Raw genomic sequence first — 23,903 nt, 5'->3', positions numbered from 1 at the left:
GCCGCAACGGAGCCTGCGGCGTCAGCGACGCGGACGCGGCGGGCCGGGAATCAGGATCTGACCCGATTCGCGCCAGGCCATCAAGCCACCATCCACGAACTCGCAGGTCATCCCCTGGTCCCGCACCAGTTTCACGGCATGGCCGGAGCGAAGCCCGGTGTCACAGATCAGGACGATGGCCTGGCCCGGCTCGGCAAAGGGATCGTCACCGTAGACCGCGTCCATCACATTCTCGGCGAGCTCGCGCACGTCAACCAGGCGTGCCCCGGGAACATGACCGGCCTCGTACTCCTTGAGCCCGCGGACATCGCACAGCACCCCGCCCTTGGCGAGCAGCTGGAGCGCCTCATCGACGCTGATGCCCCCTTCCGGGGTCATCCGGTTGATCAGTCGGTCACGCAATCCCATGCGAGCAATCCCACCACATCAGCCAGAGCCACCGAAGCAGTGTGGCTCTGGGCGAACATGGCGTGCAGGACAAGCCATCCCGCGTCAGCGGGCTGCCAGCAGGTCGTCGGCCACCCGTCCGATCAGCCCCTTGGCATTGGCGATGTCCAGCACGGAGCCCGACGTGGTGATGCCGTAGCGGCGCGACGCGAGCAACACGTAGGCGCCGGTGTAGTCCACCGGGTCCGGGCAGCGGTGCAGCGCGGACTTGGCGGCGACGGTGCGGGCAGAGGCCTCCGCGTCGGCGAAGACGGCACCCTCCAGCCCCATCGAGGTCGGGCCACGCAGGTCCGTGACCATGCCCGCGGGGGCCACGCCATTGACCCGCACGTCCGGGGCGAGCTCATAGGCGAGCTGCTTCACCAGTCCCATCCCGGCGTGCTTGGAGGCGATGTACAGTGGGCCGCCGCCGCCGGGATACAGGGCGGAATTGGACAGGGACACGACGAACGAGCCATTGCTGGCCCTGAGCGCATCCACGGCCGCCTTCATGCCGATCAGCGGGGCCTTGACGTTCAGCCGGAAGATGTCGTCGAAGCCGGCCTCGATCTGTTCCGGGGTCATGGCCTCGACGCCGCGGTTGGCATCCCACAGACCTGCATTGGCGATGAAGGTGTCGAGCTTGCCCCATGCCTGGACGGCGGCATCGACGGCCGCCTTGTTGGAGTCGAATGAGCTGGCGTCGCCCTGGACCACGATGACGCGCTCGGGATCGCACTCACTGCGCAGCTGCTCGGACTTCTCGGCGGAGTATTCCAGCACCACGACGCGGGCGCCCTCCTCCAGCAGGGTGTCCACGAGCGCCCTGCCCAGACCCGATCCGCCGCCGGTGAGCACTGCCACCTGGTTGTCCAACCAACCCATTTGGGAACCCCTTCGTCCGCTTGCCCTGGCCTGCGACGGGTGTTGCCGCGGCGCGGTCCTGACGCTAGGCCGGGGTCACGTCACCGTCAACAGGCCGTGCCACCACCCCTGCTCGTCTGCGTTCGCTCCACGAGCCTCGCCAGCGGCTTGCCACGCTGTTCGATGAAGGGCGGCACCGGCACGCCGACCCCTTGGCAGGCCAGCTCGACCATCCGGTCCAGCACCGCGGTGGACATCCCGGTGATGAACTCCTCGTCGCGTGGCGTCCCGGCCACCCGGGAGAGGATGCAGCCCTCGATGGTGGCCAGCGAGTAGTCGGCCAGCTGGCGGGGCAGGTCGGGGTGGGCCTCGAAGACCTCGTCGGGGATCTGTTCCAACCAGGCGACGGTGAGGTTGTGCTGGGTGAGTTCGCGCAGTTTGCGGATCTCCCCCGCGGTGCTGGACGCCTGCATGCCGCGGTCCATCATCAGCTGCACGTTGAAGCGCCACAGCCCGTAGCGCTCCGGCCGGTCGACGATGCTGCGCAGCACGCCCATGACGGGATTGGCCGCATCGCCCTCCAGGCTGCGCGGCATCACCTCGGTGGTCTGCTGCGCCTCACGGACCATCGCGGCAAAGAGGGCGTCCTTGTCCTTGAAGTGCCAGTAGAAGGAGCCCGGGTGCACTCCGGCCGCCTTCTGGATCAGGGCGATCGTGGTGTCCTTGTAGCCCCGCTCCATCGCGATACGACTGGCCGCGCTGAGAATCCGCTGGCGGGTACCGCCATCCTTGCCGTCGCCCTGCATGGCCCGCGCCTTTCCCTGTGAGACTTTCCCCACAGACCCACGTTCCAAGCTACGGCACATCCTCGTTGACCCCTCACGAGGCGCTGGCTACCGTGACATTAATCACACTTGAATACCCATTCAAGTAGCATGTGGGCAACAACAGCGGACTCCAACGTCGGAATCCAGCCAGAGCAGGAAATCCCTCCTCCGGACCGGCGACGGGAGTCGGCAACCGGTCCGTCGACAAGGGAGTTCTCATGACCGACATCACCGATCTCGTGGACATCGAAAAGGGTCGCCTCAACGGCCAGATGTTCACCGACGAGGACATCTACCAGCAGGAGCTGGAGAAGGTCTGGAAGCGCTCCTGGTGCTTCCTGGCCCACGACAGCCAGATCCCCAAGAAGGGGGACTTCTTCCAGAACTACATCGGCGAGGACCCGGTGATGGTGGTTCGCCAGAAGGATGGCAGCGTGGCCGCCTTCCTGAACCAGTGCCGCCACCGTGGCATGCGCATCTGCCGCGTGGACTCGGGCAAGGCCAAGGCCTTCACCTGCTCCTTCCACGGCTGGTCCTATGACCTGGACGGCAAGCTGATGAATGTCCCCCGCGAGGACACCGCCTACCCGGAGGACTTCGACAAGAACCAGTGGAATGCCGTCCCCGTTCCCCGTCTGCACAACTACAAGGGCTTCTGGTTCGGCAACTGGGATGCTGACGCTCCTGACTTCGAGGAATACCTGGGCAGCGCCAAGTACTACCTGGATGGCTACATCGACCGCTGGGACGAGGGCATGGAGGTGGTCAGCTTCAACCGCTGGGTGCTGCCCAACAACTGGAAGTTCATGGCCGAGCAGCCCACGTCCGACATGCAGCATTCCGAGATCACCCACGTCTCCGCCGCCACCGTGCTGAACAAGGCCTCGGACGCCGCCGACCGCACCCTGCGTGGCGACAACCCCACGGGCCGTCAGTTCTTCTCCGACTACGGCCATGGCGGCGCCTGGTACGGGGAGAAGGGCAAGGAGGTTCCCAACACCGGCAAGGCCCTGCAGGAGTGGGAGAAGCGTCCGGAGATCGCCGAGCAGATCGCCAACCGCCTGGGCGACGACCGCGAGGTCCGTGGCCACCTGAACATCTGGCCGACCTTCATGGTGCTCGGCAACTACACCATCCGCATCACCCATCCGCGTGGCCCCGAGGAGATGGAGATCTGGAGCTTCGCCTTCGCCCCCAAGGGCGCCGACGAGGAGACCAAGAACTCGCTGCGTCGCGACGTGATGCGCACCTTCAGCCCGGCCGGCATGTTCGAGGCCGATGACGCCCTGAACTGGGAGGAGATGCAGGCCATCCTGAATGGCCGCGTGGCACGTGACTCCGGCTTCACCTACCAGATGACTGGCGCCCCCATCCAGTGGGACGAGGGCTGCTACCCCGGCGGCTCCACGCAGCACGTCTTCAGCGACAACGCCGCGATCAACATGTACTCGAACTACCTGGACATGATGACCAGCGACAGCTGGGAAGAGATCAAGACCAAGCGCGCCCAGCACCGCATGGGCAAGCCCTCCGAGTCCACCAACTGATCCCGTCGACGACGCCGAGGAGACAATCATGAGCAACAACAACCCTGACAAGTCGCAGCCCAATGGCATGGACGCCGAGGAGCTCAAGGTCCACATGACCACGGTGCGCCACACCGAGCTGGACGACGCCCTCCCGGAGCTGCCGGCCACCAATCGGGTCCAGGCCCTGCTGGATGCCGTCGACCCCGAGCTGCAGCGTGGCATCGAGCGCTTCCTCTACGAGGAGGTTCAGGTACTGGACGACCTGGAGTGGGGCGACTGGATCGACTTCTTCGCCGATGACCTCATCTACTGGGCCCCGGTCCAGGAGGAGCGCTACGCCCGTGAGCGTCGCGAGAACCGCATCAAGAAGTTCGGCACCTCGGTCTACTTCGAGGAGAACAAGGTCCAGCTCAAGCAGCGCGTCGACCGTCTGCTGACCAACATGGCGTGGGGCGAGGAGCCCCCGTCGCGTGCCCGCCACGTCATCAGCAACATCCGCGTGACCAAGGGCACCCGCGACGGCGAGTACGTCGTGAAGTCCAACTTCTACGACTACCGCTCGAACGGCCAGCGCTACCACGACTCCATCACCGGTGAGCGCACCGACATCATCGTCAAGGACGAGAACTCCACCTGGGGCTTCCTGATCCGCGAGCGTCGAATCCTGTTCGACATGGCGATGATCCTCAACAAGAACCTGAGCCTGTTCTACTGATCCACAGCTGAGTTCACAGCCGCCATGGGGCAGGCCCGCCCACCGCAGGCCTGCCCCATGGCACCCCCAGACCCCATCGGGAGAGGAAGAACCTTGAAGATCACCACCCTGGCCAGCATCGGCGTGGTCGTGCGCGACCTCGACCAGGCCCTCGAGGGCTACGCCCGGCTCCTGGACATCAACGAGTGGGCCGTCCACGAACGCGGCTCCGACGTGCTCTCCCAGATGGTCAGCCGAGGCCGCCGCAGCGCCGGCACCTACCGCTCGGCCTTCGGCTCCGCAGACTTCGACCCCGAGGGCCCCGGCCCGATGGGTGGCGCGCCCCGTCGCACCCCCTTCGAGCTGGTGCAGCCCACCGGCGGCGAGACCCCCTTCAACGAGTACCTGCTCTCCCGCGGTGAGGGCATCTGCTTCCTCACCCTGCTGGCGGAGGCCGAGGAGGCCCAGATCCGCGCGCACTTCGACGGTCTGGGCATCGCCGTGGCACACAGCCACGCCGTCGACGGCCGCACACGCACCTTCTACGACACCCGCAAGGAACTGGGCGGCTATCTCCTGGAGGTGCTGCCCGCCAGCGGTGACGCCCCCACCGGCCTGAACGCCGTCGGCGGCGAGGCTCGCAGTCTGGACGGCGCCGCGCTGCGCGGTGGCCGCCGCGCCATCCCGATGCAGGGCATCAACCACTTCGGCGTCATCATCGACGACACCATGGAGTCGATCGAGCAGTACCGCCGTATCCTGGGCATCCAGAAGTTCGACATCAAGACCTGGCAGACCGAGTTCGGCCGCCTGGACAATCCCTTCTACCGGGACCAGAACCCAGTGCAGCACGGCTACTTCACCGCGCAGGGATTCGTCGGCGACATTGGCTTCGAGATCATCCAGTGCACCTACGGCGACGCCCACTACAACCGCGAGTTCACCGACCAGCGCGGTGCCGGCATCCACCACATGTTCCCCTTCCTGACCAAGAGCCAGGACGAGTGGGATGCCGTGGCCGCCGACATGACTGCCTTGGGCGCCCCGGTGGTCATGGGTTCGGACCTGCGCGGTGGGGCCTCGGCCTACTGCTACTACGACACCTTCGAGCAGCTGCACGGCTTCCTGGTGGAGGGCGTGTACCGCCGCTTCGTCGCGGAGGACCAGTACATGGCTCCCGACTGGACGGTGGACTTCGCCACCGAGATCGCGGAGGCCTGAGATGCTGCGCGTCCTGCACACCATCCACGACCTGGCAGAGCCCGAACCGCTGGTGATCCAGCTGGGAGCCATCCGCGAGATCGAGGGCTGCGATTCCGCGGAGCTCTACAAGGGTCTTGACCCCGACGAGACCTTCCACGCCGTCACCATGACCTGGGAGGACGAGCAGAGCTTCGACGCCTTCTGGGCTCGCGTGCTGGACGGTGAGTTCCCGGAGTACCTGCGTCTGGTGGAGGGAGCCGCTGACGAGTCCGGCGTCACCGAGTTGTACCGGTGCGAGCGCTTCGCGCTGAAGAACGGCGCCTGGCAGCCGGAGGAGGCCGCGGAGACCGGACGCGCCATCATGTGGCCGGCCCGCGACCAGGTGCGCGTCATCATCCAGAACGCCGTCCAGGCCAGCGATGCCATGTACGTGAAGATCCGCCAGGAGATCATCGACACCCGTCGCGAGGTGGGCTGCCTCAGCTACACCTGGTGCGAGAACGTGGAGATGCCCGGCCACCTGCTGCTGGAGGAGGTCTGGGCAGACCAAGTGGTCTATGACCAGCACTGGGCACTGCGCCTGCACATCGCCGACTTCATCGGCGACAACCTGCGCACCCCGGCCACCCCTCAGCGCGGTCCTCTGGCCCGGGAGTTCTACCGCCGTCAGGTCTTCGAGCACCACTACAACCGCTGGCAGCCCACCACAGCCTCGGAGTTCTCCGGGACCATCGTCTGGCCCGCCAGCTGAGGGCCTGACTCGCCCGGCGCCCACTTGACCCCTGACAAGGCGCAGGGGTTGCACACCTGAAAGACTTGATGTCCGCGCCAAGGAGGCCGCGGACGCGTGACAAGAACAAGGAGAGAATCCATGGCCGAGCCGATCAAGGTCGCCACCGTCGGAGACATCGAGGACGAGGAGGCCATCGTCGTCGACGGTGACACCAACGGGACGGGCGAGGACATCGCCGTCTTCTTCTCCGACGGCAACTACTACGCACTGGACGACATCTGCACCCACGAGACCGCGCAGCTGTCCGACGGCTGGATCGAGGGCGACGAGGTGGAGTGCCCGCTGCACTCGGCCAAGTTCTGCCTGTCCACCGGTGCCGCCAAGTGCCTGCCGGCCAGCCAGCCGGCCAGGACCCACAAGGTCGAGGTGCGCGGCGACGAGATCTGGCTCTACCCCGGCACCCCGGTGGACGGTGCCGTCCTCGGAGCCGAGTGATGTCCGAGCAGCTCGTCATCGTCGGCGGCGGTCTGGCCGGTTTCACCACCGCCCAGGAACTGCGCAAGTTCGGCAGCGACCTCAGGATCACCATCGTCGACCCCGAGGGACTGCCCTACGACCGCCCTCCGCTGAGCAAGGAGTACTTCGACGGGTCGATGCCCGCCGAGAAGCTCGCCTTTCGCCCGGCCGCCTGGTACGAGGAGAACCAGGTGGAGCTGGTGACCGAGAAGGTCACCCGCCTGCTGCCCGGTGAGGGCAAGCTCGAGCTGGGCAATGGCCAGGTGCTCACCGCGGACCACACGGTGCTCTCGCTGGGCGGCCGCGCCCGCATGCTGCCGATCCCCGGTGGTGACCTGCCGGGCCTGCTGCAGCTGCGCACCATCGCCGACGCCGACAAGCTGCGCGAGACCCTCAAGCCGGGGGTTCGCTTCGCCATCATCGGCGCCGGTCTGATCGGCGCCGAGGTGGCCTCCACCGCCGTGAAGATGGGCGCCGAGGTCAGCCTGATCGATCCCGTGCCGGTGCCGCTGGTACCCGCCTGCGGCGCGATCATCGCCGGCCGCCTGCACGACATGCACGAGGCCAATGGCGTGAAGGTGTACTGCGCCATGACCCAGCAGATCGAGCTGGTGGGCGAGGAATACCGGATCACGATGGCCGACGGGAACATGGTCGTCGCCGATGCCGTGCTGGTGGCCGTCGGCCTGGTGCCCAATACCGAGCTGGCCCTGGACGCCGGCATCACCGTGGACAACGGTGTGATCGTCGACGACGCCCAGCGCTCGAGCATCCCGAATGTCTTCGCCGCCGGTGACGTTGCCCGCCATCGCCTGGCCGATGGCACCCTGGGCCGCCGTCACGAGCACTGGGAGTCGGCCATGCACGCCGGTCAGAATGTGGCCGCCGCGCTGGCCGGACAGCCGCTGCCCGTGCACGGCGCCGGCTGGATGTGGTCGGATCGTTACGGCGTCCATCTGGAGGCCGTGGGCGACATGGTGAACGGCACCGAGGTGCTGCGGCAGGTGGACGGCGTTCCCGCTGCCGCCTTCCGCCTGGATGAGGAGGGCCGCATGATCGGCGCCGCGACGATCGACGGCGGAACCATGGTCCGCGCCGCCCGCCGCATCATCGACCGCGGGATCGTGGTCGACGCCGAGAAGCTGGCCGATCCGTCGGTCGACCTGAAGAAGCTGGCTCGCTGAGCCAACCGCACTGCACCCTCGCGGCGCCCCACCCGTCCCACGGGAGTGGCGCCGCAACCGTCGCCGCAGGGGGTGGCGCCCACAGCCGTCGCCACGGAGCGATACGGTGCTGTCCACACGGTGCGATCCAGTGAAGGAGCTGTCATGCCCACTCTCGTCCAGATGAACTTCCCGCACGAGGGCCCCTGGGGTTCCGAGATGTCCGAGGCCTTCCGCAGCCTGGCCGAGACCATCAATTCCGAGCCCGGCTTCCTGTGGAAGGTGTGGATCGAGAACGAGGATGCCGAGCTCTCCGGCGGCATCTACCTGTTCGAGGACCAGGCCAGTGCCCACGCCTATGTGGCGATGCACCGCGAGCGGATGGCCGGTTTCGGCGTCAGCCAGATGGACGTGCGCTACTTCGACGTCAACGAGCCACTGAGCACCCTCAACCGCGCCAGCCTGCAACCGTCGAAGAGCTGATCCGGCCCGCATCCCGGTCATTCGAGGCTCACACCACGAGACCCTTCAGCAGTTCACAGGAACTCGCAAGTGGTACTCCAGCCCTGCTCTTCCCAGTGTCAGAGGTGCCCACTAGCGTGATCCCCAGATCGGAGGCAGCGCTGCCTCCGGCACTGAGTGCCGCGACCCACTCGCGGCGCCGGAGCACAGGAGATCGACGTGGTTCACACCATCTGGCGACGGACGAGCGCGCTGCTCGCCTCAACCCTTGCGGTGACCTTTGGCATGGGGGCCCAGGCACCCCGCGCCATCGCCGCCGATCGCAGCATCACCCTGGTTGGCAGCCTGCAGAGCGAACTCGGCTGCAGTGACGACTGGCAGCTCGATTGCGACCAGACCCGGCTGGAGGCCCAGCCCGACGGCACCACCCACAGCAGGACCTTCACCATCCCCGCGGGCAGCTGGGAGTACAAGGTGGCGGTCAACCAGTCCTGGGACGAGTCCTATGGCGACGGTGACAACAACGCGCGCCTGGTGCTGCAGGGTCCCGCCCAGGTGGAGGTGAGCTTTGATGACGAGAGCCACCAGATCGGCCTGACCCCCAAGACCCTGGCCGGCGGCGTCACCGACGCGGACAAGGCCCTGGCCGGCGATTCGCTGCGCCAGGCCGTCACCCAGGAGCGCTTCTACTTCCTGATGGCCGATCGCTTTGCCAATGGCGACACCAGCAATGACACCGGTGGGATCCGTGGGAGCCGCCTGGAGCACGGTTTCGACCCCACTGACAAGGGCTTCTACCACGGTGGCGATCTCAAGGGCGTCATCAACAAGCTGGACTACATCAAGGGTCTGGGCACCACCGCCATCTGGCTCACTCCGTCCTTCAAGAACCGCCCGGTGCAGGGCGAGGGCGAGAACGCGTCGGCCGGCTACCACGGCTACTGGATCACCGACTTCACCCAGATCGATCCCCACCTGGGCAGCAATGCGGACATGAAGGCCCTGGTGGACCAGGCCCATGCCAAGGGCATGAAGGTCTACTTCGACATCATCACCAACCACACGGCCGACGTGATCAGCCATGCCGAGGGCAAGTACGAGTACATCTCAAAGGAGGCCAAGCCCTATCTGGATGCCTCCGGCAAGGTCTTCGACGATGCCGACCACGCCAACTCCCCGGACTTCCCGGCACTCGATCCGGCCACCAGCTTCCCCTACACCCCGGTGATCGCCGACGCCGACAAGGAGCTCAAGGTTCCGGGCTGGTTGAACGACCCGACGATGTACCACAACCGCGGCGACTCGACCTATGCGGGTGAGTCGAACACCTATGGCGACTTCTCCGGCCTGGACGACCTGTTCACCGAGCGTCCCGAAGTGGTCAAGGGGATGACCGACATCTACCGCACCTGGGCGGGCTTCGGCATCGACGGCTTCCGGATCGACACCGTCAAGCACGTGAACACGCCCTTCTGGAGCGAGTTCAGCCCGGCCGTGACCCAGGCGGCCACCGACGCCGGCACCAAGGACTTCTTCATGTTCGGCGAGGTCTACGACTCCGACCCGAAGGTGATGAGCACCTACACCACCGCCGGCAAGCTGCCCGCCACGCTGGACTTCGGTTTCCAGGGCGCTGCCCTGGCCGCCGCGCAGGGCAAGGGGACCACCGGGCTGCGTGACTTCTACGCCGGCGACGACTGGTACACCGATGTCGATTCGAATGCCTACCAACTGCCCACCTTCCTGGGCAACCACGACATGGGCCGCGTGGGCATGATGCTGGCCAAGGCTGGCTACAAGGGCGACGAGCTGGCGCAGCGAACCGAGCTGGCCAATTCGCTGATGTACCTCACGCGGGGCAACCCGATCACCTACTACGGCGACGAGCAGGGCTTCATCGGCGCCGGCGGCGACAAGGACGCCCGTCAGGACATGTTCGCCACGAAGACCGCGCAGTACCAGGCCGAGCAGCTGATCGGCGGCGGGACCATGGGCAGCACGGACCATTTTGACAGCTCGGCGCCGCTGTACCAGCACATCGCGGGCCTGTCGAAGCTGCGCGCCGAGCACCCGGCGCTCGCCGACGGAGCACAGATCCACCGCTATGCCACCCAGGGCGCGGGCATCTACGCCTTCAGCCGGATCAACCGGGCCGACGGCACCGAGTACGTCGTCGCGGTGAACAATGACACCAAGCCGGCCAGCGCCGGTTTCCAGACCTACACGCCGAACACGAAGTTCGCACCGCTGTACGGGACGTCGACGACCATCACGGCCGGCAAGGACAGCCAGCTCAGTGTCACGGTGCCCGCGCTGTCGGTGAGTGTCTGGAAGGCGAAGAACCCGATGCGCGACCGTGACGAGGCGCCCGCCATCCAGTTCCGGACGCCCACCGCAGGCGCCGTCGTGGGTCAGGGCCGTACCGAGGTGGCCGCATCGGTGCCCGAGAACACCTTTGCCCAGGTCAGCTTCGCGATGCGCCCGGTTGGCACCGACGAGTTCACCCCGCTGGGTACCGATGACAATGCCCCCTACCGGGTCTTCGCCGACACCAGTGCCCTGGAGAAGGGCACCCTGGTGGAGTTCCGCACCGCGGTGAAGGACGCCTCGGGCAATGTCCAGGCCACCAGCACCTTCGCCCAGGTCGGCACCCCGGCGCCGGTCGCCGATGGCGGCACCGGCAATGTCGGTCCCGTCACCCAGCCTGATGCGGTCTCCGTCGCCGGTACCCACAACACCGAGATGGGTTGCTCCGACGACTGGCAGCCGGGCTGCGACCAGGCCCAGCTCACCCTGGATCCCAAGGACACGATCTGGAAGGCCACCCACACCCTGCCGGCCGGCGAGTACGGCTACAAGGCGGCCATCAACAAGTCGTGGGACGAGAACTACGGTGCGGGCGGTGCACCCGGTGGTGGCAACATCACCTACACCAGCCCCGGCACCACCACCTTCTACTACGACCACGCCCGCCACTACGTGACCAGCGACTCCGAGGGGCCGATCTTCACCGCCCCCGGTTCCATGCAGTCGGAGCTCGGCTGCGCCGACGACTGGACACCCGACTGCATGCAGCCATGGCTCATCGACCCCGACGGTGACGGCACCTACACCTGGACCTCCACCGCCCTGCCGGCGGGCAACTACGAGTTCAAGATCGCCCAGGGACTCTCCTGGGACGTGAACTATGGCGTCGACGGGGCCAAGGGCGGAAGCAACATGCAGCTCACCGTTCCCGCCGACGGCGTCGCGGTGACCATCAGCCACGACTCCGCCACCCACAAGACCACCGTCACCACCTCGAAGGCTGGCTCCGCACCCGATCTCACGACGCAGAAGGCCATCTGGTTGGATGCCGACACCATCGCCTGGCCCGCCGATGCCCTGCCCAAGGGAGCTTCGCCGGAGCAGATGACCTGGCGCCTGCACTGGTCTGCCAGCGCGGGCCTGGCCGTCGATGCGGAGAGCCTGACCGGCCCCGACGCCCAGCAGGCCAAGCTCACGCTGGATCCCAAGGGCATCCCGGCCGATCAGCTCGCCCAACACCCGGAGCTCAAGGGCTACCTGGCGCTCACCGTTGCGAAGACGACCGTGAAGCAGGTGCCGCAGATCCTCACCACACAGATGGCCGTCGCCATGTACGACGACCTGGGTGCGGTGGTGGACGCGTCGGGCGTGCAGATCGCCAAGGTGCTCGACGCCCTGTACGCCGGCAAGGCCAGCAAGCAGGCGATGGGCACCACCTTCTCCAGTCAGGGCATCACCTGGCGGCTGTGGGCCCCGACGGCGACGAAGGTCAGCCTGTTGACCTGGCCCGCCGGATCGCCCGACCAGGACGCGTCGAAGGCCACCCGCTTCCCGATGAAGAAGGATGCCGCCGGCAGCTGGCAGACGATCACCGGCAAGAAGTTCGAGAATGCCCGCTATCTCTACGAGGTGAAGGTCTATGCGCCCAGCGAGCAGAAGGTGGTCACCAACCTGGTGACGGACCCCTACTCGGTGGCGCTCACCCTGAACTCGACCCGTTCGGTGGCGGTCAACCTGGCCAACCCGACGTGGGCGCCGCAGCAGTGGAAGCGGACCGCCTCCCCGAAGCTGGCTCAGGGCGTCGACTCGACGATCTACGAGCTGCACGTCCGTGACTTCTCGATCGGCGACGAGACCGTCCCGGCAGCAGATCGCGGCTCCTACAAGGCCTTCGCCAGCAATGGCGACGGCTCCAAGCACCTGCGCAGTCTGGCGAAGGCCGGACTGAACACCGTGCACCTGCTGCCCACCTTCGACATCGCGACCATCGAGGAGGACGAGGCCAAGCAGGCCACGCCACCATGTGACCTGACCTCCTTTGCCCCGGACTCCAAGGAGCAGCAGGAGTGCCTCAAGAAGATCGCTGACGCCGACGGCTACAACTGGGGCTACGATCCGCTGCACTTCTTCGCCCCGGAGGGTTCCTACGCCTCCAGCACGGCCGCGGCGGATGGCGGCAATCGGGTGGCGGAATTCCGAACGATGGTCGGAGCCCTGCACGCCAACGGTCTGCGCGTGGTTCTGGATGAGGTCTACAACCACACCGCCGCGTCCGGCCAGGACGACAAGTCCGTGCTGGACAAGGTGGTGCCGGGCTACTACCACCGTCTGAACGCGAAGGGCGCGGTGGAGACCTCCACCTGCTGCCAGAACACCGCCACCGAGAACGTCATGATGGGCAAGCTGATGGTGGACGCCACGGTGCTGTGGGCCAAGGCCTACAAGGTGGACGGCTTCCGCTATGACCTGATGGGCCACCACTCGGTGGAGAACATGAAGGCCGTCCGGACGGCCCTGGACCAGCTGACGCTGGCGAAGGACGGCGTCGACGGCAAGCAGGTCTACCTGTACGGCGAGGGCTGGAACTTCGGTGAGGTGGCGGACAATGCCCGCTTCACCCAGGCGAGCCAGGGCCAGCTGGACGGCACCGGAATCGGCACCTTCAATGACCGCCTGCGCGACGCCGTGCGTGGCGGCGGCCCCTTCGACGAGGACCCGCGCAAGCAGGGCTTCGGCTCCGGCGAGGCCACCGACCCCAATGGCGCCCCGATCAATTCCCATGCAGCGGACAGCCTGGACCATGACATGGACCTGGTGCAGTTGGGACTGGCCGGCAACCTGAAGGACTTCACCTTCCGCACCACTTCCGGCGCGGTGAAGACCGGGGCCCAGGTGGACTACAACGGTGCCCCCGCTGGCTACGCCAGTGAACCGTCGGAGGTGATCACCTACGTCGATGCCCACGACAACGAGACGCTGTGGGATGCGCTGACGATGAAGCTGCCCACCAGCACGTCGATGGACGACAAGGTGCGAATGAATGGCGTCAGCCTCGCCACCACCGCCCTGGCACAGACGCCGTCCTTCTGGCACGCCGGTGCGGACCTGCTGCGCAGCAAGTCCCTGGACCGCAACTCGTACAACTCGGGTGACTGGTTCAACCGCCTGGACTGGACCGGCGCCGACAACGGCTTCGGCCGAGGACTGCCCCCGGCGGCCGACAATGAGGCCAAGTACCAGTACATGCAGCCGCTGCTGGCCGACGCCGGGAACAAGCTCAGCCAGGCCCAGGTGAGGCAGGCCTCGGCTCAGGCGGCAGACCTGCTGAAGCTGCGCTTCTCCACCCCGCTCTTCCGACTGGGTTCGGCCGAGCAGATCACGGCGAAGGTGGGCTACCCGGTTTCCGGCACCAACAAGATGCGTCAGGGGGTCCTGGTGCAGCGCATCGACGACACGGCGGGCGCCGATGCGGATGCCGCGCTGGACGGGCTGGTGGTGGTCTACAACACCACGCCGCATGCCGTCACTCAGGAGGTGCCGGCCGTCAAGGGCCAGCACTTCGAGCTGAGCCCCGTGCAGGCCAAGGGCTCCGACGCCGTGGTGCAGCAGTCTCGTTTCGACAAGGCGTCGGGCAGCTTCACCGTCCCGGCCCGTACGGTGGCGGTCTTCGTGCAGCCCGCGGCCTGACGGTTCCAGCCGCCCTTCGGGCCGCCACATGGGGCGAACCCTCCGAGCACCGCTCGGAGGGTTCGCCCCTTTGTGAGAACTTCTCATGAATCACGTCAGCCCAGCGAGCGGAGAACCCTCCAGCGGATCTTCAGGGTGAATTTTGCCCCGCGAGAATCCCTCTGAAATCCCTTGCATGCAGCGTTATTGCGGATTTCGCCGCGCCAGAAGAGTGAACTTCTTTCTGCTTTCGGCTTTATTAACGTTTCTCAGGAACGTACGGTCGGTGCCTGTCGCCACAACGGCATCGCAAGGAACGCAGTCCCCGTCGTCCAGTCCACCCACACGTGGTGCTGGACAGCTAAGGAAGATCCCATGTCGAAGATCCGCACCATCACGAACACCGCTCTGGCCACCGCCGCGATCGGTTCGCTGTCCCTGGTGGCCAGCCCCTCCGCCCAGGCCCAGGTGCCGGGCGGAGACCAGGCTCCGGCTCCGGTCAGCTCCCAGGCCAAGCAGCTGCCGAGCACTGGCGCACCGCAGGCCAAGAGCACCACCAAGGCCAGCACGCAGACCGGCAAGCTCACCTTCGGCACGCGCAGCGAGGCCGTCCGCGAGCTGCAGCGCAAGCTCACCCGCGCCGGCCACTACGTGCCGCAGACCGGGTACTTCGGCACCATCACGCAGGGTGCCCTGCGCGACTTCCAGGCGGCCGAAGGGCTGACCGTCACCGGTCGTGCCACCGCCCGCACCCTGGATGCCCTGGGCGGCATCACGGCCAGCACCTCCACCCAGAAGGCCCAGACCACCTCGGCCGCCCAGACCACCTCGGCCCAGACCACCTCCGCCAAGACCCTGCGCAGCGTGACCTCGTCCACCTCGGCCAGCTCGGCCGGGGCCCAGGCGGCGGTCAACTTCGCCTACGGCGCCCTGGGCACTCCGTACGTCTACGGCGGCACCACCGCCGCGGGCTACGACTGCTCCGGCCTGACCCAGGCCGCCTGGCGAGCCGCCGGGGTGAGCATCCCGCGCACCAGCTACGCGCAGTGGGGAGGCCTGCAGAAGGTCTCCACCGCCAACCTGCAGCCCGGTGACATTGTCGTCTTCTACGGCGGCAGCCACGTGGGCATCTACGTGGGTGGTGGCGACATCATCCACGCCTCGCGTCCTGGCAAGCCCGTCGAGAAGGTCTCGATGAACACGATGCCGGTCCTTGGCGCTGTGCGCCCTGCCTGATCACCGGCGCTGTGCGCCCTGCGTGATCGACCCGGAAGCCCTTCGAGCCCCGGTGCAGTCCTGCACCGGGGCTCGAGTGCGTCTGGCTGCAGGGCCGTCACCCCGCACGCCACACCCCCTGCCGCCAGACAGCCCCTACCGCCAGACAGCCCCTGCCACCGGACAGCCCCTGCCACTAGGCTTCACGTCATCCGACCCTGGAGGTAGCCATGAGCCTGTTCCCCGGCCGCACGGGAGACGCCCTGCTGGTCGTCGACGTCCAGGTGGGCGTGATGGCCAGCCTGTGGCAGTCCCGTCGGGTGATCGACACGATTTCCGATCTGGTGGGTCGGGCGCGCGTCGCGGGCACTCCCGTCGTGTGGGTACGTCACCAGTCAGCCGGTTTCACACCCGGCAGCGACGAGTGGCAGATCGTCCCGGAGCTCATCCCGGAGATGGGCGAGCCGGTCATCGACAAGCGCCACGGCGACGCCTTTGCCGAGACTGATCTGGAGGACGTCCTGGCCTCGCTGGGCGCGGGACATGTCTGGCTGGTCGGCGCCCAGAGCGACTTCTGCGTCCGCAGCACGCTCTTCGGCGCGCTCTACCGTGGCCTGGACGTGACCCTCGTCGAGGATGCCCACACCACCGAGGACGCTTCCTACGAGAACCTCCCCCTGCCTGCCGAGCTGCTGGTGGCCACCATCAACCGCCTGGCCTGGACCACCCGCCTGCCCGGAGTCTCCTCCCGCGTGGCGACCGCCAGCGAGGTCGTCTTCTCCCCCGCCAGCCGGATGGACGACGACGAGAAGATCGAGGCCATCGAGGCGGAGGAGCGTCTGGAGGAGGACCAGGAGGACATCGAGCTCGGCCTGGACGATCCCGAGGACTGAAGCCAGTTCTTGCTCTTCGCCCGTCGCTCCGCGATCAGTTCTTGCCCTTCGCCCGTCGCTCCGCGACGAGGGCATACATCTCGTCGATGACCTCCGCGAAGCGCTTCTCCACCTCACGTCGCTTCACCTTGAAGGTGGGGGTCAACAGGCCGTTCTCCATGGTGAAGGCGTCCGGCATGATCTTCAGCTCACGGACCTGCTCGTGGTTGGGCAGCTTCTCGGTCACCGCCGCCACCCGAGCGCGCATCTCCTCCAGCAGCTCCGAGCTGTTCACCAGCTCGGCCGGATTGGCGAAGGCCAGCCCCTTGGCCTCGGCCCATGCCCGCAGCTGGGGCATCGACGGGGTCACCAGCAGTGTCAGGCAGGGTCGGTTGTCGCCCAGGATCACCGCGTGCTCCACCAGCGGATCGGTGCCGATCAGCGCCTCGATGGGCTGAGGGGCAATGTTCTTCCCATTGCTGGTGACGATGATGTCCTTGAGCCGGTCGGTGATGACCAGATAGCCGTCATTGTCCACATAGCCGGCATCGCCGGTGTGCAGCCAGCCGTCCTCGTCGATCGCCTGCGCCGTCGCCTCCGGATTGTTCCAGTAGCCCTGCATCAGGTTCGGCCCCCGGTAGAGGATCTCGCCACCCTCACCGATGCCCAGTTCACCACCCGGCATGACGGGCCCGCAGGTTCCGAACCGGAAGGCGCGCGGCGGGTTGTAGGCCATCAGCGGCGAGGACTCGGTCATGCCGTAGCCCTGGATCATCAGCAGCCCCGCGGCAGAGAAGAACTCCTCGATCTCCCGACGCACCGGAGCACCTCCGCAGCCCAGGTAGGACTTGTTCCCACCCATCGCGGCGCGGATGTTGGACAGCACCAGCTTGTCTGCCAGCGGCAGCTGCGCCCGCCAGTACAGCGCAGGCTCCTTGCCCTTGCGGTAGGCGCGCTGACACTGGCCACCCACCCGCAGCGCCCAGTCAAAGACCCGCTTCTTCGCCGGGTCATCGGCCACCTTGGCGTGAGCCGCCGCATAGACCTTCTCGAAGAGTTTCGGGACGCTCATCAGCATCGTCGGACGAACCTCGACGAGCAGGTCGGCCACCTGCTTGGGGTCCGGAACATAGCTGGTGGTGCAGCCGTGGGCGAGGACGAAGTAGGTCCAGCCCCGCTCGAAGGCGTGCGAGAGCGGCAGGAAGCTCAGCGAGTGGTCGTCGGGGCCGGGGCGGAAGCCATCGGTGATGCCCACCGTCTGGGCAGTGAGCGCCCGGTGCTGCAGGGCCGCGCCCTTCGGCGCGCCCGTGGTGCCGGAGGTGTAGATGATGGTGAGCAGATCATCGGGGGTTGCAGCCGCCAGCCGGGCCTCCACCTGGGCGTCGAGGTTCTCCCGATCGGCATCGGCGGTGGCGCAGAACTCGTCGAGACCCATCAGCTCGCCATCACCGAAGAAGCCCACCACCCGGTCCAGCAGGTCCTCCCCGTCGGCCGCCTCGTGCGCGCGAGAGGCCAGGGCGGCGGACTCGACGAAGATGGTGCGCGCCCCGGAGTCGCGCAGCATGAGCGCCACCTGCTGCACCGTGGAACTGGGGTAGATCGGCACGGAGACGGCACCGATGGTGGCGCAGGCCAGGTCCACCTGCGTCCACTGCGGCCAGTTCGAGCCGAAGATGGCCACCCGGTCTCCCACCTGCACCCCGGCCGCCACCAGCGCGGCGGCGGTGTGGCGGACCTTCTGGTCCAGCTCGTCGAAGGTCTGCTCCTGCCAGCGTCCGTCCACCTTGACCCGGGTGACCACATGACTGCCGCGACGGGCCACGCTCGCACGAAACTGCCGTGCGATGTGGTCCTCGGTCTGGAGATCGGCCCTGAATCGGGCGTCGGTCTGTGGGTCCATGGTCATTCCCGTCCGTGGAGTTGTGGTCTGGTCCAGTGTCCTGCTGGCGTCAGTGGTTGGAGTGCGAGCCGCGCCGACGTTCCTGGAGCTTCACGTACATGTCGTCGATGGTCTCGCTGAAGCGCTTCTCCACCTCGCGTCGCTTCACCTTGAGCGTCGGCGTGAGCAGTCCGTTGTCCAATGTGAACTCCTCCAGCAGCACCCGCAGGTCACGGATCTGCTCATGGCTGGGCAGCTTCTCGGTGAGCGCCGCGACGCGCTGGCGGACCTCCTCGGCCACCTCGGAGTTCTCCATCAGCTCCGCGGGCGAGGTGTAGGCGATGCCCCTCTTCTCCGCGATCTCGGCCAGGTGCGGCAGCGACGGCTTCACGAGCAGCGTCAGGCAGGGACGGTTGTCGCCCAGCAGCACGGCGTGCTCGAAGAGCGGGTCTGCCAGCAGCATGCCCTCGATGGGCTGCGGGGCGATGTTCTTGCCGTTCAGCGTGACGATGATGTCCTTGAGACGGTCATTGACCACCAGGTAGCCGTCGGTGTCGACATAGCCGCCGTCACCGGTGTGCAGCCACCCATCCTCGTCGATCGCCTGCGCCGTGGCCTCCGGATTGTTCCAGTAGCCCTTCATCTCAGTGGGGCCGCGGTACAGGATCTCGCCTCCCTCGCCGATCGCCAGCTCGCCACCGGGCATCACCCTGCCGCAGGTGCCGAACTTGAACTCACTGGGCGCATTGAAGCTCACCAGCGGCGACGCCTCCGTGAGGCCGAAACCGTTGAGGATCAGCAGGCCGGCAGCGGAGAAGAATTCCTCCACCTCCGCGCGCAGCGGAGCCCCACCGCAGGCCATGATGGCCTTGTTGCCGCCCATCGCCTCGCGAATGCTGGAGAGCACCAGCTTGTCTGCCAGCGGCAGCTGCATGCGCCAGTAGAGGTTGGGGGTCTTGCCCTTGCGGTAGGCGCGCTGGCACTGGCCACCCACCCGCAGCGCCCAGTCAAAGATGCGCTTGCGCATGGGGTCGTCGGCCACCTTGGCGTGGGCCGTGGAGTAGACCTTCTCGTAGAGCTTGGGAACGCTGGCCAGCAGCGTGGGCTTGGCCAGCACCATCAGGTCGGCCACCTGCTTGGCGTCCGGCACATAGGTGATCATGCAGCCATGGCTCAGGTTGAACATCGTGAAACCGCGCTCCAGCGCGTGCGAGAGCGGCAGGAAGCACAGGCTGTGGTGCTCCGGCGTGCAGCGCAGGTGCACGTCGAGTGACGCGTTCTGGGCCATGATCGCCTTGTGCTGCAGCATGACGCCCTTCGGGGCGCCAGTGGTGCCGGAGGTGTAGATGATGGCGGAGAGGTCCTCCGGGCTCACCACGTGCTCGTAGCGGCGCTCCACCTCGGCATCCAGCTGGGCAATTCGCTGCTGGTCGTCGCCCACGCGGCGCTGGAAGGCGTCGAGCGTCCACACCCCGTCGAGGTCGATGGGGTCGAAGGAGACGATGGCCTCCACCCCGGGCATCTCGTCGATCACCTCCAGGCAGCGCTGCGCCTGGGACTGGCCGTCGACGAAGATGCCGCGGACGCCGGAATCGTTGACGATGTGCCGGATCTGTTCGGGAGTGCTGGTGGCGTAGATCGGCACCGGAACGGCACCGATGGTCATGCAAGCGAAGTCCGCCTGGGTCCACTCGGGTCGGTTGTTGGCGAAGATCGCCACGCGCTCACCGGGCTGGATGCCCACCGCCACCAGGGCCCGCGCCGTCTCGCGGATCGCGCGGTCCAGCTGGGCGTAGGTCTGCACCTCCCAGCGATCACCCACGCGGACGCGAGTTGCGGGCCGATGCCCGTGCTCGGCCACCGTCGAACGGAACATGTGCGCGAGATGCTCCATCTCAGTCCCTTCCCGAGAAGAACTGCCTGAACCTACGGTTGCGTAGGCTCAGCGGCAATTCTTGCACCCCGACGCCCCAAACACCATGCCGAAGCCAGGCGGGGGCCAGACGGGGCCGTCAGGCCAGCTGCTCCTTGAGGTAGTCAATCTCCTGGGCGTGCACGGCTGCATCGCCCGGCGTCTCCAGCACCACAGAGGAACCCGCGAGGCGAACCACCTCCAGCAGACCCTCGGGATCCACCTGACCCTGGCCGAGATTCGCATGACGGTCCGCGCCCGAGTCGAAGGCGTCGCGGGAGTCATTGCAGTGCACCAGGTCGATCCGGCCGGTGATGGCCTTGATCCGCTCCACCAGGCCGACGAGCTCCTCGCCACCGGCGTGCGCGTGACAGGTGTCCAGGCAGAAGCCGACCTGGTCAGAGTCAGAGGCGCTCTCGATGGTGGACCACAGCTGGTCGATCCGCTCCAGGTGACGGGCCATCGCATTGGCGCCACCCGCGGTGTTCTCGATCAGGATCGGGCAGGCCATCTCCAGCCCATCCACCGCCTTGCGCCAGTTCTCGAAGCCCACCGACGGGTCATCATCCTTGGTGACGTGCCCCCCGTGCACGATCACACCGGCTGCGCCAATCTGTGCCGCGGCGTGCACATTCTGCTGCAGCAACTTGCGCGACGGGATCCGGATGCGGTTGTTGGTGCTGGCCAGGTTGATCACGTACGGGGCATGCACCCACAGCTGCACGCCCGCCTCGACGGCCTCAGTGCGCAAAGCCTCGGCCCACTCCGCGTCGAGCTGCGGTCCCTTCCACTTCTGGGGATCCCCCAGGAAGAACTGCACTGCGGTGGCCCCCATCTCACGGGCCTGCGCGAGGGGGTCGGTCTGGTCAACATGGGCACCCAGCTGGATCATGTTTCGACTCTATCCGTCGCGTGTGACAGTTCTGGGGGGCTGCGGCCAGCACCCCGTCGGGACGCGGCGTGCCGAATGCCCCTCCGGACCATCTTTGCCAGACTGGGCCCCATGAGCACACCCAACCAGCCTTCCGGACAGATCGCCGATCCCAACGCGTTGCTGGCCCTCTCGCGACGCGTCGGACGGCAGTACGCCATGTACTTCGTGCTCCTGGGCCTGGCCGCGCTGGTTCTGGGATTCCTCCTCTTTGCCCTCGCACCGGTCCCGGCCATCGCCGTCGGACTGGTCATCGTGGGCCTCTGCGTCTTCGCACTGGGGCGCTTCGTACAGGGCCACCGCACCGTGGTCTCGCAGCTGAACCATCTGGCCCGCCCCTTCTGGGTGGTCTACGTGATCGCCCTGGTGGCCGCGGTCGCGGGGACGCTGGCCTGGGCGCAGCACGAGTGGATCGGCCTGGCGGCCGGCACCGTGGGCCTGCTGGACGGCCTGGCGACCGGTCACTTCGTCGACCGTGCCTCCCAGATATCGACGCAGCCGGGCAGTGGCCCGCGGGTGCACTGAGCGGAGCGTCACCTGCGGCCCCATTGGGAGGCACACCACCTGCACGACTGACAGTGTTACCGGCTAGGCTCGGTGACGTGACCAAAGCCGTATACATTGCGTCCTCCGAGGGCGGCGAAGGCAAGAGCACGATCGCACTCGGCCTCGTCGAAGCCCTGGCCCGTACCGTCGACTCCGTGGGAGTCTTCCGTCCACTGGTGAAGTCGTCGGAAGATGACATCGTCACCCGGACCCTGATCGCGCACGAAGCCGTGCCGCAGTCCTACGACGACGCGATCGGCATCAGCTATGCCGAGCTCGCCGCCGATCCCGACGAGGCGATGAACACCATCGTCAATCGCTACGAGGTGCTGCGCAAGAAGTACGACGCCATCGTGATCGTCGGCTCCGACTACGCCGGCGTCACGGCACCCATCGAGATGAACTTCCAGGCCCGCGTCGCGGCCAACCTCAACGCCTCGGTCCTGCTGGTGGTCCGCGGCAAGGGCCGCACCGTCGACGAGGTCCGTCGCTCCGCCGAGGTCGGGCTCAAGGAGTTCGAGCGCGCCCACAACACCATCTTCGGCCTGATCGCCACGCGCGTTCCCCCGGAGCTGGCCGACGAGGCCCGCATCGCGCTGGCCGGCATCCGCGGAGACCTGGTCACCGGCGTGCTGCCCGAGACCAACATGCTCGCGGCGCCCACCGTCGAGATGCAGTTCAATGCGATGAAGTCCGATCTGTGGGTGGGCAGCCAGCGTGAGCTCGGCAAGGAGTCCCTGGGCATCGTGGTGGCCGGCATGACCCTGCCGAACCTGCTGAAGCGCATGAAGGATGACCACACCATCCTCATCCCGGCCGACCGCATGGACCTGCTGCCCGGCGTCGTGATGGCCCACAACTCGCCGGCCTTCCCCAATGTCGCGGCCGTGGTGCTCACGGGCGGTTACGAGATCCCCGACACGATGCGCAAGCTGCTGAGCACCGTCGATGCCCGCCTGCCCATCTGGACCGTCGAGGAGACCACCTACGAGACGGCGCAGATCCTGAGCCGTCTGGAAGGTTCGCGCACCAGCTCGCCGCGCAAGATGGAGATGAGCCGCCAGCTCTTCACCGACAACATCAATGCGGCCCAGATGCTCGACTCGCTGGAGCGGCACCCGTCGAACCTGCGCACGCCGATCGCCTTCGAGAACCAGATCATGGCCCAGGCCCGCAGCAGCCTGCGCACGATCGTGCTGCCGGAATCGGGCGACGACCGGATCCTGGAGTCGGCCGGCACCATCCTGGAGCGGGGCGTGGCCAACATCGTCCTGCTGGGCGACTCGCTGACCATCAACAAGCGCGCCCGTCGGCTGAAGATCGACCTCTCCAAGGCGAAGATCGTCGATCCCACCGACGACGTGCTGCTCAACCAGTTCGCGCAGGAGTACGCCAAGCTGCGCGCCAAGAAGGGCGTCACCTTCGAGCAGGCCAAGGAGAAGCTGGCCGACCCGTCGTACTTCGGCACGATGATGGTGCACTTCGGCATGGCCGACGGCATGGTCTCCGGCGCGGTGAACACCACAGCCAACACCATCCGCCCGAGCCTGGAGTTCATCAAGACCAAGCCCGGCATCAAGGTGGTCTCGAGCTCCTTCCTGATGTGCATGCCGGACCGCGTCCTGGTCTTCGGCGACTGCGCCGTGAACCCGAACCCGACCCCGGAACAGCTCGCTGACATCGCGATCAGCTCGGCCGAGACCGCGAAGAACTTCGGCATCGAGCCGCGCATCGCCATGCTGAGCTACTCCACGGGCGAGTCCGGCTCCGGCCCCGACGTCGACGCGGTCCGCGAGGCCACCGCAATGGTCAAGGAACTGCGCCCCGACCTGGTGGTGGAGGGCCCGATCCAGTTCGACGCCGCCATCGACCCGGCCGTCGGCCAGAAGAAGATGCCCGGCTCGCCCGTCGCGGGACAGGCCACCGTCTTCGTCTTCCCGGACCTGAACACCGGCAACAACACCTACAAGGCCGTCCAGCGCACCTCCGGTGCCGTTGCCGTCGGCCCCACCCTGCAGGGCCTCAACTGCCCGGTGAACGACCTGTCGCGCGGCGCCACCGTCGACGACATCGTCTCCACCGTCGCCATGACGGCCATCCAGGCCCAGGAGCGGCCCGCCGGGGCGGGCTCGCCGCTGCGCGAGGCCTGAGCCAACAG

General features: G+C 67.0%; 18 protein-coding genes. 12 read left to right on the top strand and 6 right to left on the bottom strand.

Annotated elements, in window-relative coordinates; all coding sequences use genetic code 11:
• Nucleotides 1-21: 21 nt before the first annotated feature.
• From ACTQ49_RS12675 to ACTQ49_RS12665, 3 genes are all read right to left on the bottom strand, one after another.
• Nucleotides 22-408 carry a rhodanese-like domain-containing protein gene (locus ACTQ49_RS12675; RefSeq protein ID WP_441828206.1) on the bottom strand — a complete coding sequence of 129 codons (387 nt, stop codon included), beginning with the start codon at nt 406-408 and terminating at the stop codon, nt 22-24.
• A gap of 84 nt (nt 409-492) precedes the next feature.
• Nucleotides 493-1,311, bottom strand: coding sequence for an SDR family NAD(P)-dependent oxidoreductase (locus tag ACTQ49_RS12670; RefSeq protein WP_441828205.1), 819 nt, complete (start codon nt 1,309-1,311; stop codon nt 493-495).
• Between the two features lie 86 nt (nt 1,312-1,397).
• Nucleotides 1,398-2,096: a TetR/AcrR family transcriptional regulator gene (locus ACTQ49_RS12665; protein ID WP_441828204.1), complete on the bottom strand. Its 699-nt coding sequence runs from the start codon at nt 2,094-2,096 to the stop codon at nt 1,398-1,400.
• A 239-nt stretch (nt 2,097-2,335) separates the two neighbouring features.
• On the opposite strand from ACTQ49_RS12665, the gene ACTQ49_RS12660 reads away from it, so the two are divergent.
• From ACTQ49_RS12660 to ACTQ49_RS12615, 10 genes are all read left to right on the top strand, one after another.
• Entirely contained in the window at nt 2,336-3,664 is a 1,329-nt protein-coding gene (locus ACTQ49_RS12660) for an aromatic ring-hydroxylating oxygenase subunit alpha (protein WP_441828203.1), read from the top strand.
• Between the two features lie 28 nt (nt 3,665-3,692).
• Nucleotides 3,693-4,361, top strand: coding sequence for an aromatic-ring-hydroxylating dioxygenase subunit beta (locus ACTQ49_RS12655; protein ID WP_441828202.1), 669 nt, complete (start codon nt 3,693-3,695; stop codon nt 4,359-4,361).
• A gap of 93 nt (nt 4,362-4,454) precedes the next feature.
• The gene (locus tag ACTQ49_RS12650) at nt 4,455-5,561 is read left to right on the top strand and encodes a VOC family protein (RefSeq protein ID WP_441828201.1); all 1,107 of its coding nucleotides are present in this window, start codon (nt 4,455-4,457) and stop codon (nt 5,559-5,561) included.
• 1 nt (nt 5,562) lies between these two features.
• Nucleotides 5,563-6,294, top strand: a complete 732-nt coding sequence (locus ACTQ49_RS12645) for a putative quinol monooxygenase (protein WP_441828200.1) — start codon at nt 5,563-5,565, stop codon at nt 6,292-6,294.
• Between the two features lie 120 nt (nt 6,295-6,414).
• A complete protein-coding gene (locus tag ACTQ49_RS12640; protein WP_441828199.1) occupies nt 6,415-6,771 on the top strand; it encodes a non-heme iron oxygenase ferredoxin subunit in 357 nt (118 codons plus the stop codon).
• The gene (locus ACTQ49_RS12635; protein WP_441828198.1) at nt 6,771-7,976 is read left to right on the top strand and encodes an NAD(P)/FAD-dependent oxidoreductase; all 1,206 of its coding nucleotides are present in this window, start codon (nt 6,771-6,773) and stop codon (nt 7,974-7,976) included. The genes ACTQ49_RS12640 and ACTQ49_RS12635 overlap by 1 nt, the downstream gene beginning before the upstream one ends.
• Nucleotides 7,977-8,120: 144 nt before the next feature.
• Nucleotides 8,121-8,438, top strand: coding sequence for a monooxygenase (locus tag ACTQ49_RS12630; protein WP_441828197.1), 318 nt, complete (start codon nt 8,121-8,123; stop codon nt 8,436-8,438).
• A gap of 198 nt (nt 8,439-8,636) precedes the next feature.
• The gene (gene pulA / locus ACTQ49_RS12625) at nt 8,637-14,411 is read left to right on the top strand and encodes a pullulanase-type alpha-1,6-glucosidase (protein ID WP_441828196.1); all 5,775 of its coding nucleotides are present in this window, start codon (nt 8,637-8,639) and stop codon (nt 14,409-14,411) included.
• A gap of 354 nt (nt 14,412-14,765) precedes the next feature.
• On the top strand, nt 14,766-15,626 hold the full coding sequence (locus tag ACTQ49_RS12620) for a C40 family peptidase (RefSeq protein ID WP_441828195.1): 861 nt from the start codon (nt 14,766-14,768) through the stop codon (nt 15,624-15,626).
• A 209-nt stretch (nt 15,627-15,835) separates the two neighbouring features.
• Nucleotides 15,836-16,498 carry an isochorismatase family protein gene (locus tag ACTQ49_RS12615; protein ID WP_441828194.1) on the top strand — a complete coding sequence of 221 codons (663 nt, stop codon included), beginning with the start codon at nt 15,836-15,838 and terminating at the stop codon, nt 16,496-16,498.
• 34 nt (nt 16,499-16,532) lie between these two features.
• Here the strand turns inward: ACTQ49_RS12615 and ACTQ49_RS12610 are convergent, their stop codons facing one another.
• From ACTQ49_RS12610 to ACTQ49_RS12600, 3 genes are all read right to left on the bottom strand, one after another.
• Nucleotides 16,533-18,377: an AMP-dependent synthetase/ligase gene (locus ACTQ49_RS12610; RefSeq protein ID WP_441828193.1), complete on the bottom strand. Its 1,845-nt coding sequence runs from the start codon at nt 18,375-18,377 to the stop codon at nt 16,533-16,535.
• A 49-nt stretch (nt 18,378-18,426) separates the two neighbouring features.
• Nucleotides 18,427-20,250: an AMP-dependent synthetase/ligase gene (locus ACTQ49_RS12605; RefSeq protein WP_441828192.1), complete on the bottom strand. Its 1,824-nt coding sequence runs from the start codon at nt 20,248-20,250 to the stop codon at nt 18,427-18,429.
• Between the two features lie 118 nt (nt 20,251-20,368).
• Nucleotides 20,369-21,160, bottom strand: coding sequence for a deoxyribonuclease IV (locus tag ACTQ49_RS12600; protein ID WP_441828191.1), 792 nt, complete (start codon nt 21,158-21,160; stop codon nt 20,369-20,371).
• Nucleotides 21,161-21,271: 111 nt separating this feature from the next.
• Here ACTQ49_RS12600 and ACTQ49_RS12595 point away from each other — a divergent pair, with 111 nt between their 5' ends.
• Nucleotides 21,272-21,724, top strand: coding sequence for a hypothetical protein (locus ACTQ49_RS12595; protein WP_441828190.1), 453 nt, complete (start codon nt 21,272-21,274; stop codon nt 21,722-21,724).
• A gap of 77 nt (nt 21,725-21,801) precedes the next feature.
• Nucleotides 21,802-23,895, top strand: a complete 2,094-nt coding sequence (pta, locus tag ACTQ49_RS12590) for a phosphate acetyltransferase (protein ID WP_441828189.1) — start codon at nt 21,802-21,804, stop codon at nt 23,893-23,895.
• Nucleotides 23,896-23,903 lie beyond the last annotated feature (8 nt).

Origin of the sequence: Luteococcus sp. Sow4_B9 (assembly GCF_052116585.1) — a bacterium.
In the GTDB taxonomy this organism is placed as follows: domain Bacteria; phylum Actinomycetota; class Actinomycetes; order Propionibacteriales; family Propionibacteriaceae; genus Luteococcus.
This window is presented reverse-complemented; position numbering and strand designations above follow the sequence as displayed.

What these genes read in the sequence shown, in the direction of transcription:
- ACTQ49_RS12675 (WP_441828206.1), bottom strand. Translation starts at nt 408, where the DNA reads ATGGGATTGCGTGACCGACTGATCAACCGGATGACCCCGGAAGGGGGC.
- ACTQ49_RS12630 (WP_441828197.1), top strand. Translation starts at nt 8,121, where the DNA reads ATGCCCACTCTCGTCCAGATGAACTTCCCGCACGAGGGCCCCTGGGGT.
- ACTQ49_RS12615 (WP_441828194.1), top strand. Translation starts at nt 15,836, where the DNA reads ATGAGCCTGTTCCCCGGCCGCACGGGAGACGCCCTGCTGGTCGTCGAC.
- ACTQ49_RS12605 (WP_441828192.1), bottom strand. Translation starts at nt 20,250, where the DNA reads ATGGAGCATCTCGCGCACATGTTCCGTTCGACGGTGGCCGAGCACGGG.
- ACTQ49_RS12645 (WP_441828200.1), top strand. Translation starts at nt 5,563, where the DNA reads ATGCTGCGCGTCCTGCACACCATCCACGACCTGGCAGAGCCCGAACCG.
- ACTQ49_RS12595 (WP_441828190.1), top strand. Translation starts at nt 21,272, where the DNA reads ATGAGCACACCCAACCAGCCTTCCGGACAGATCGCCGATCCCAACGCG.
- ACTQ49_RS12660 (WP_441828203.1), top strand. Translation starts at nt 2,336, where the DNA reads ATGACCGACATCACCGATCTCGTGGACATCGAAAAGGGTCGCCTCAAC.
- ACTQ49_RS12600 (WP_441828191.1), bottom strand. Translation starts at nt 21,160, where the DNA reads ATGATCCAGCTGGGTGCCCATGTTGACCAGACCGACCCCCTCGCGCAG.
- ACTQ49_RS12620 (WP_441828195.1), top strand. Translation starts at nt 14,766, where the DNA reads ATGTCGAAGATCCGCACCATCACGAACACCGCTCTGGCCACCGCCGCG.
- ACTQ49_RS12610 (WP_441828193.1), bottom strand. Translation starts at nt 18,377, where the DNA reads ATGGACCCACAGACCGACGCCCGATTCAGGGCCGATCTCCAGACCGAG.
- ACTQ49_RS12655 (WP_441828202.1), top strand. Translation starts at nt 3,693, where the DNA reads ATGAGCAACAACAACCCTGACAAGTCGCAGCCCAATGGCATGGACGCC.
- ACTQ49_RS12670 (WP_441828205.1), bottom strand. Translation starts at nt 1,311, where the DNA reads ATGGGTTGGTTGGACAACCAGGTGGCAGTGCTCACCGGCGGCGGATCG.
- ACTQ49_RS12665 (WP_441828204.1), bottom strand. Translation starts at nt 2,096, where the DNA reads ATGCAGGGCGACGGCAAGGATGGCGGTACCCGCCAGCGGATTCTCAGC.
- ACTQ49_RS12640 (WP_441828199.1), top strand. Translation starts at nt 6,415, where the DNA reads ATGGCCGAGCCGATCAAGGTCGCCACCGTCGGAGACATCGAGGACGAG.
- ACTQ49_RS12635 (WP_441828198.1), top strand. Translation starts at nt 6,771, where the DNA reads ATGTCCGAGCAGCTCGTCATCGTCGGCGGCGGTCTGGCCGGTTTCACC.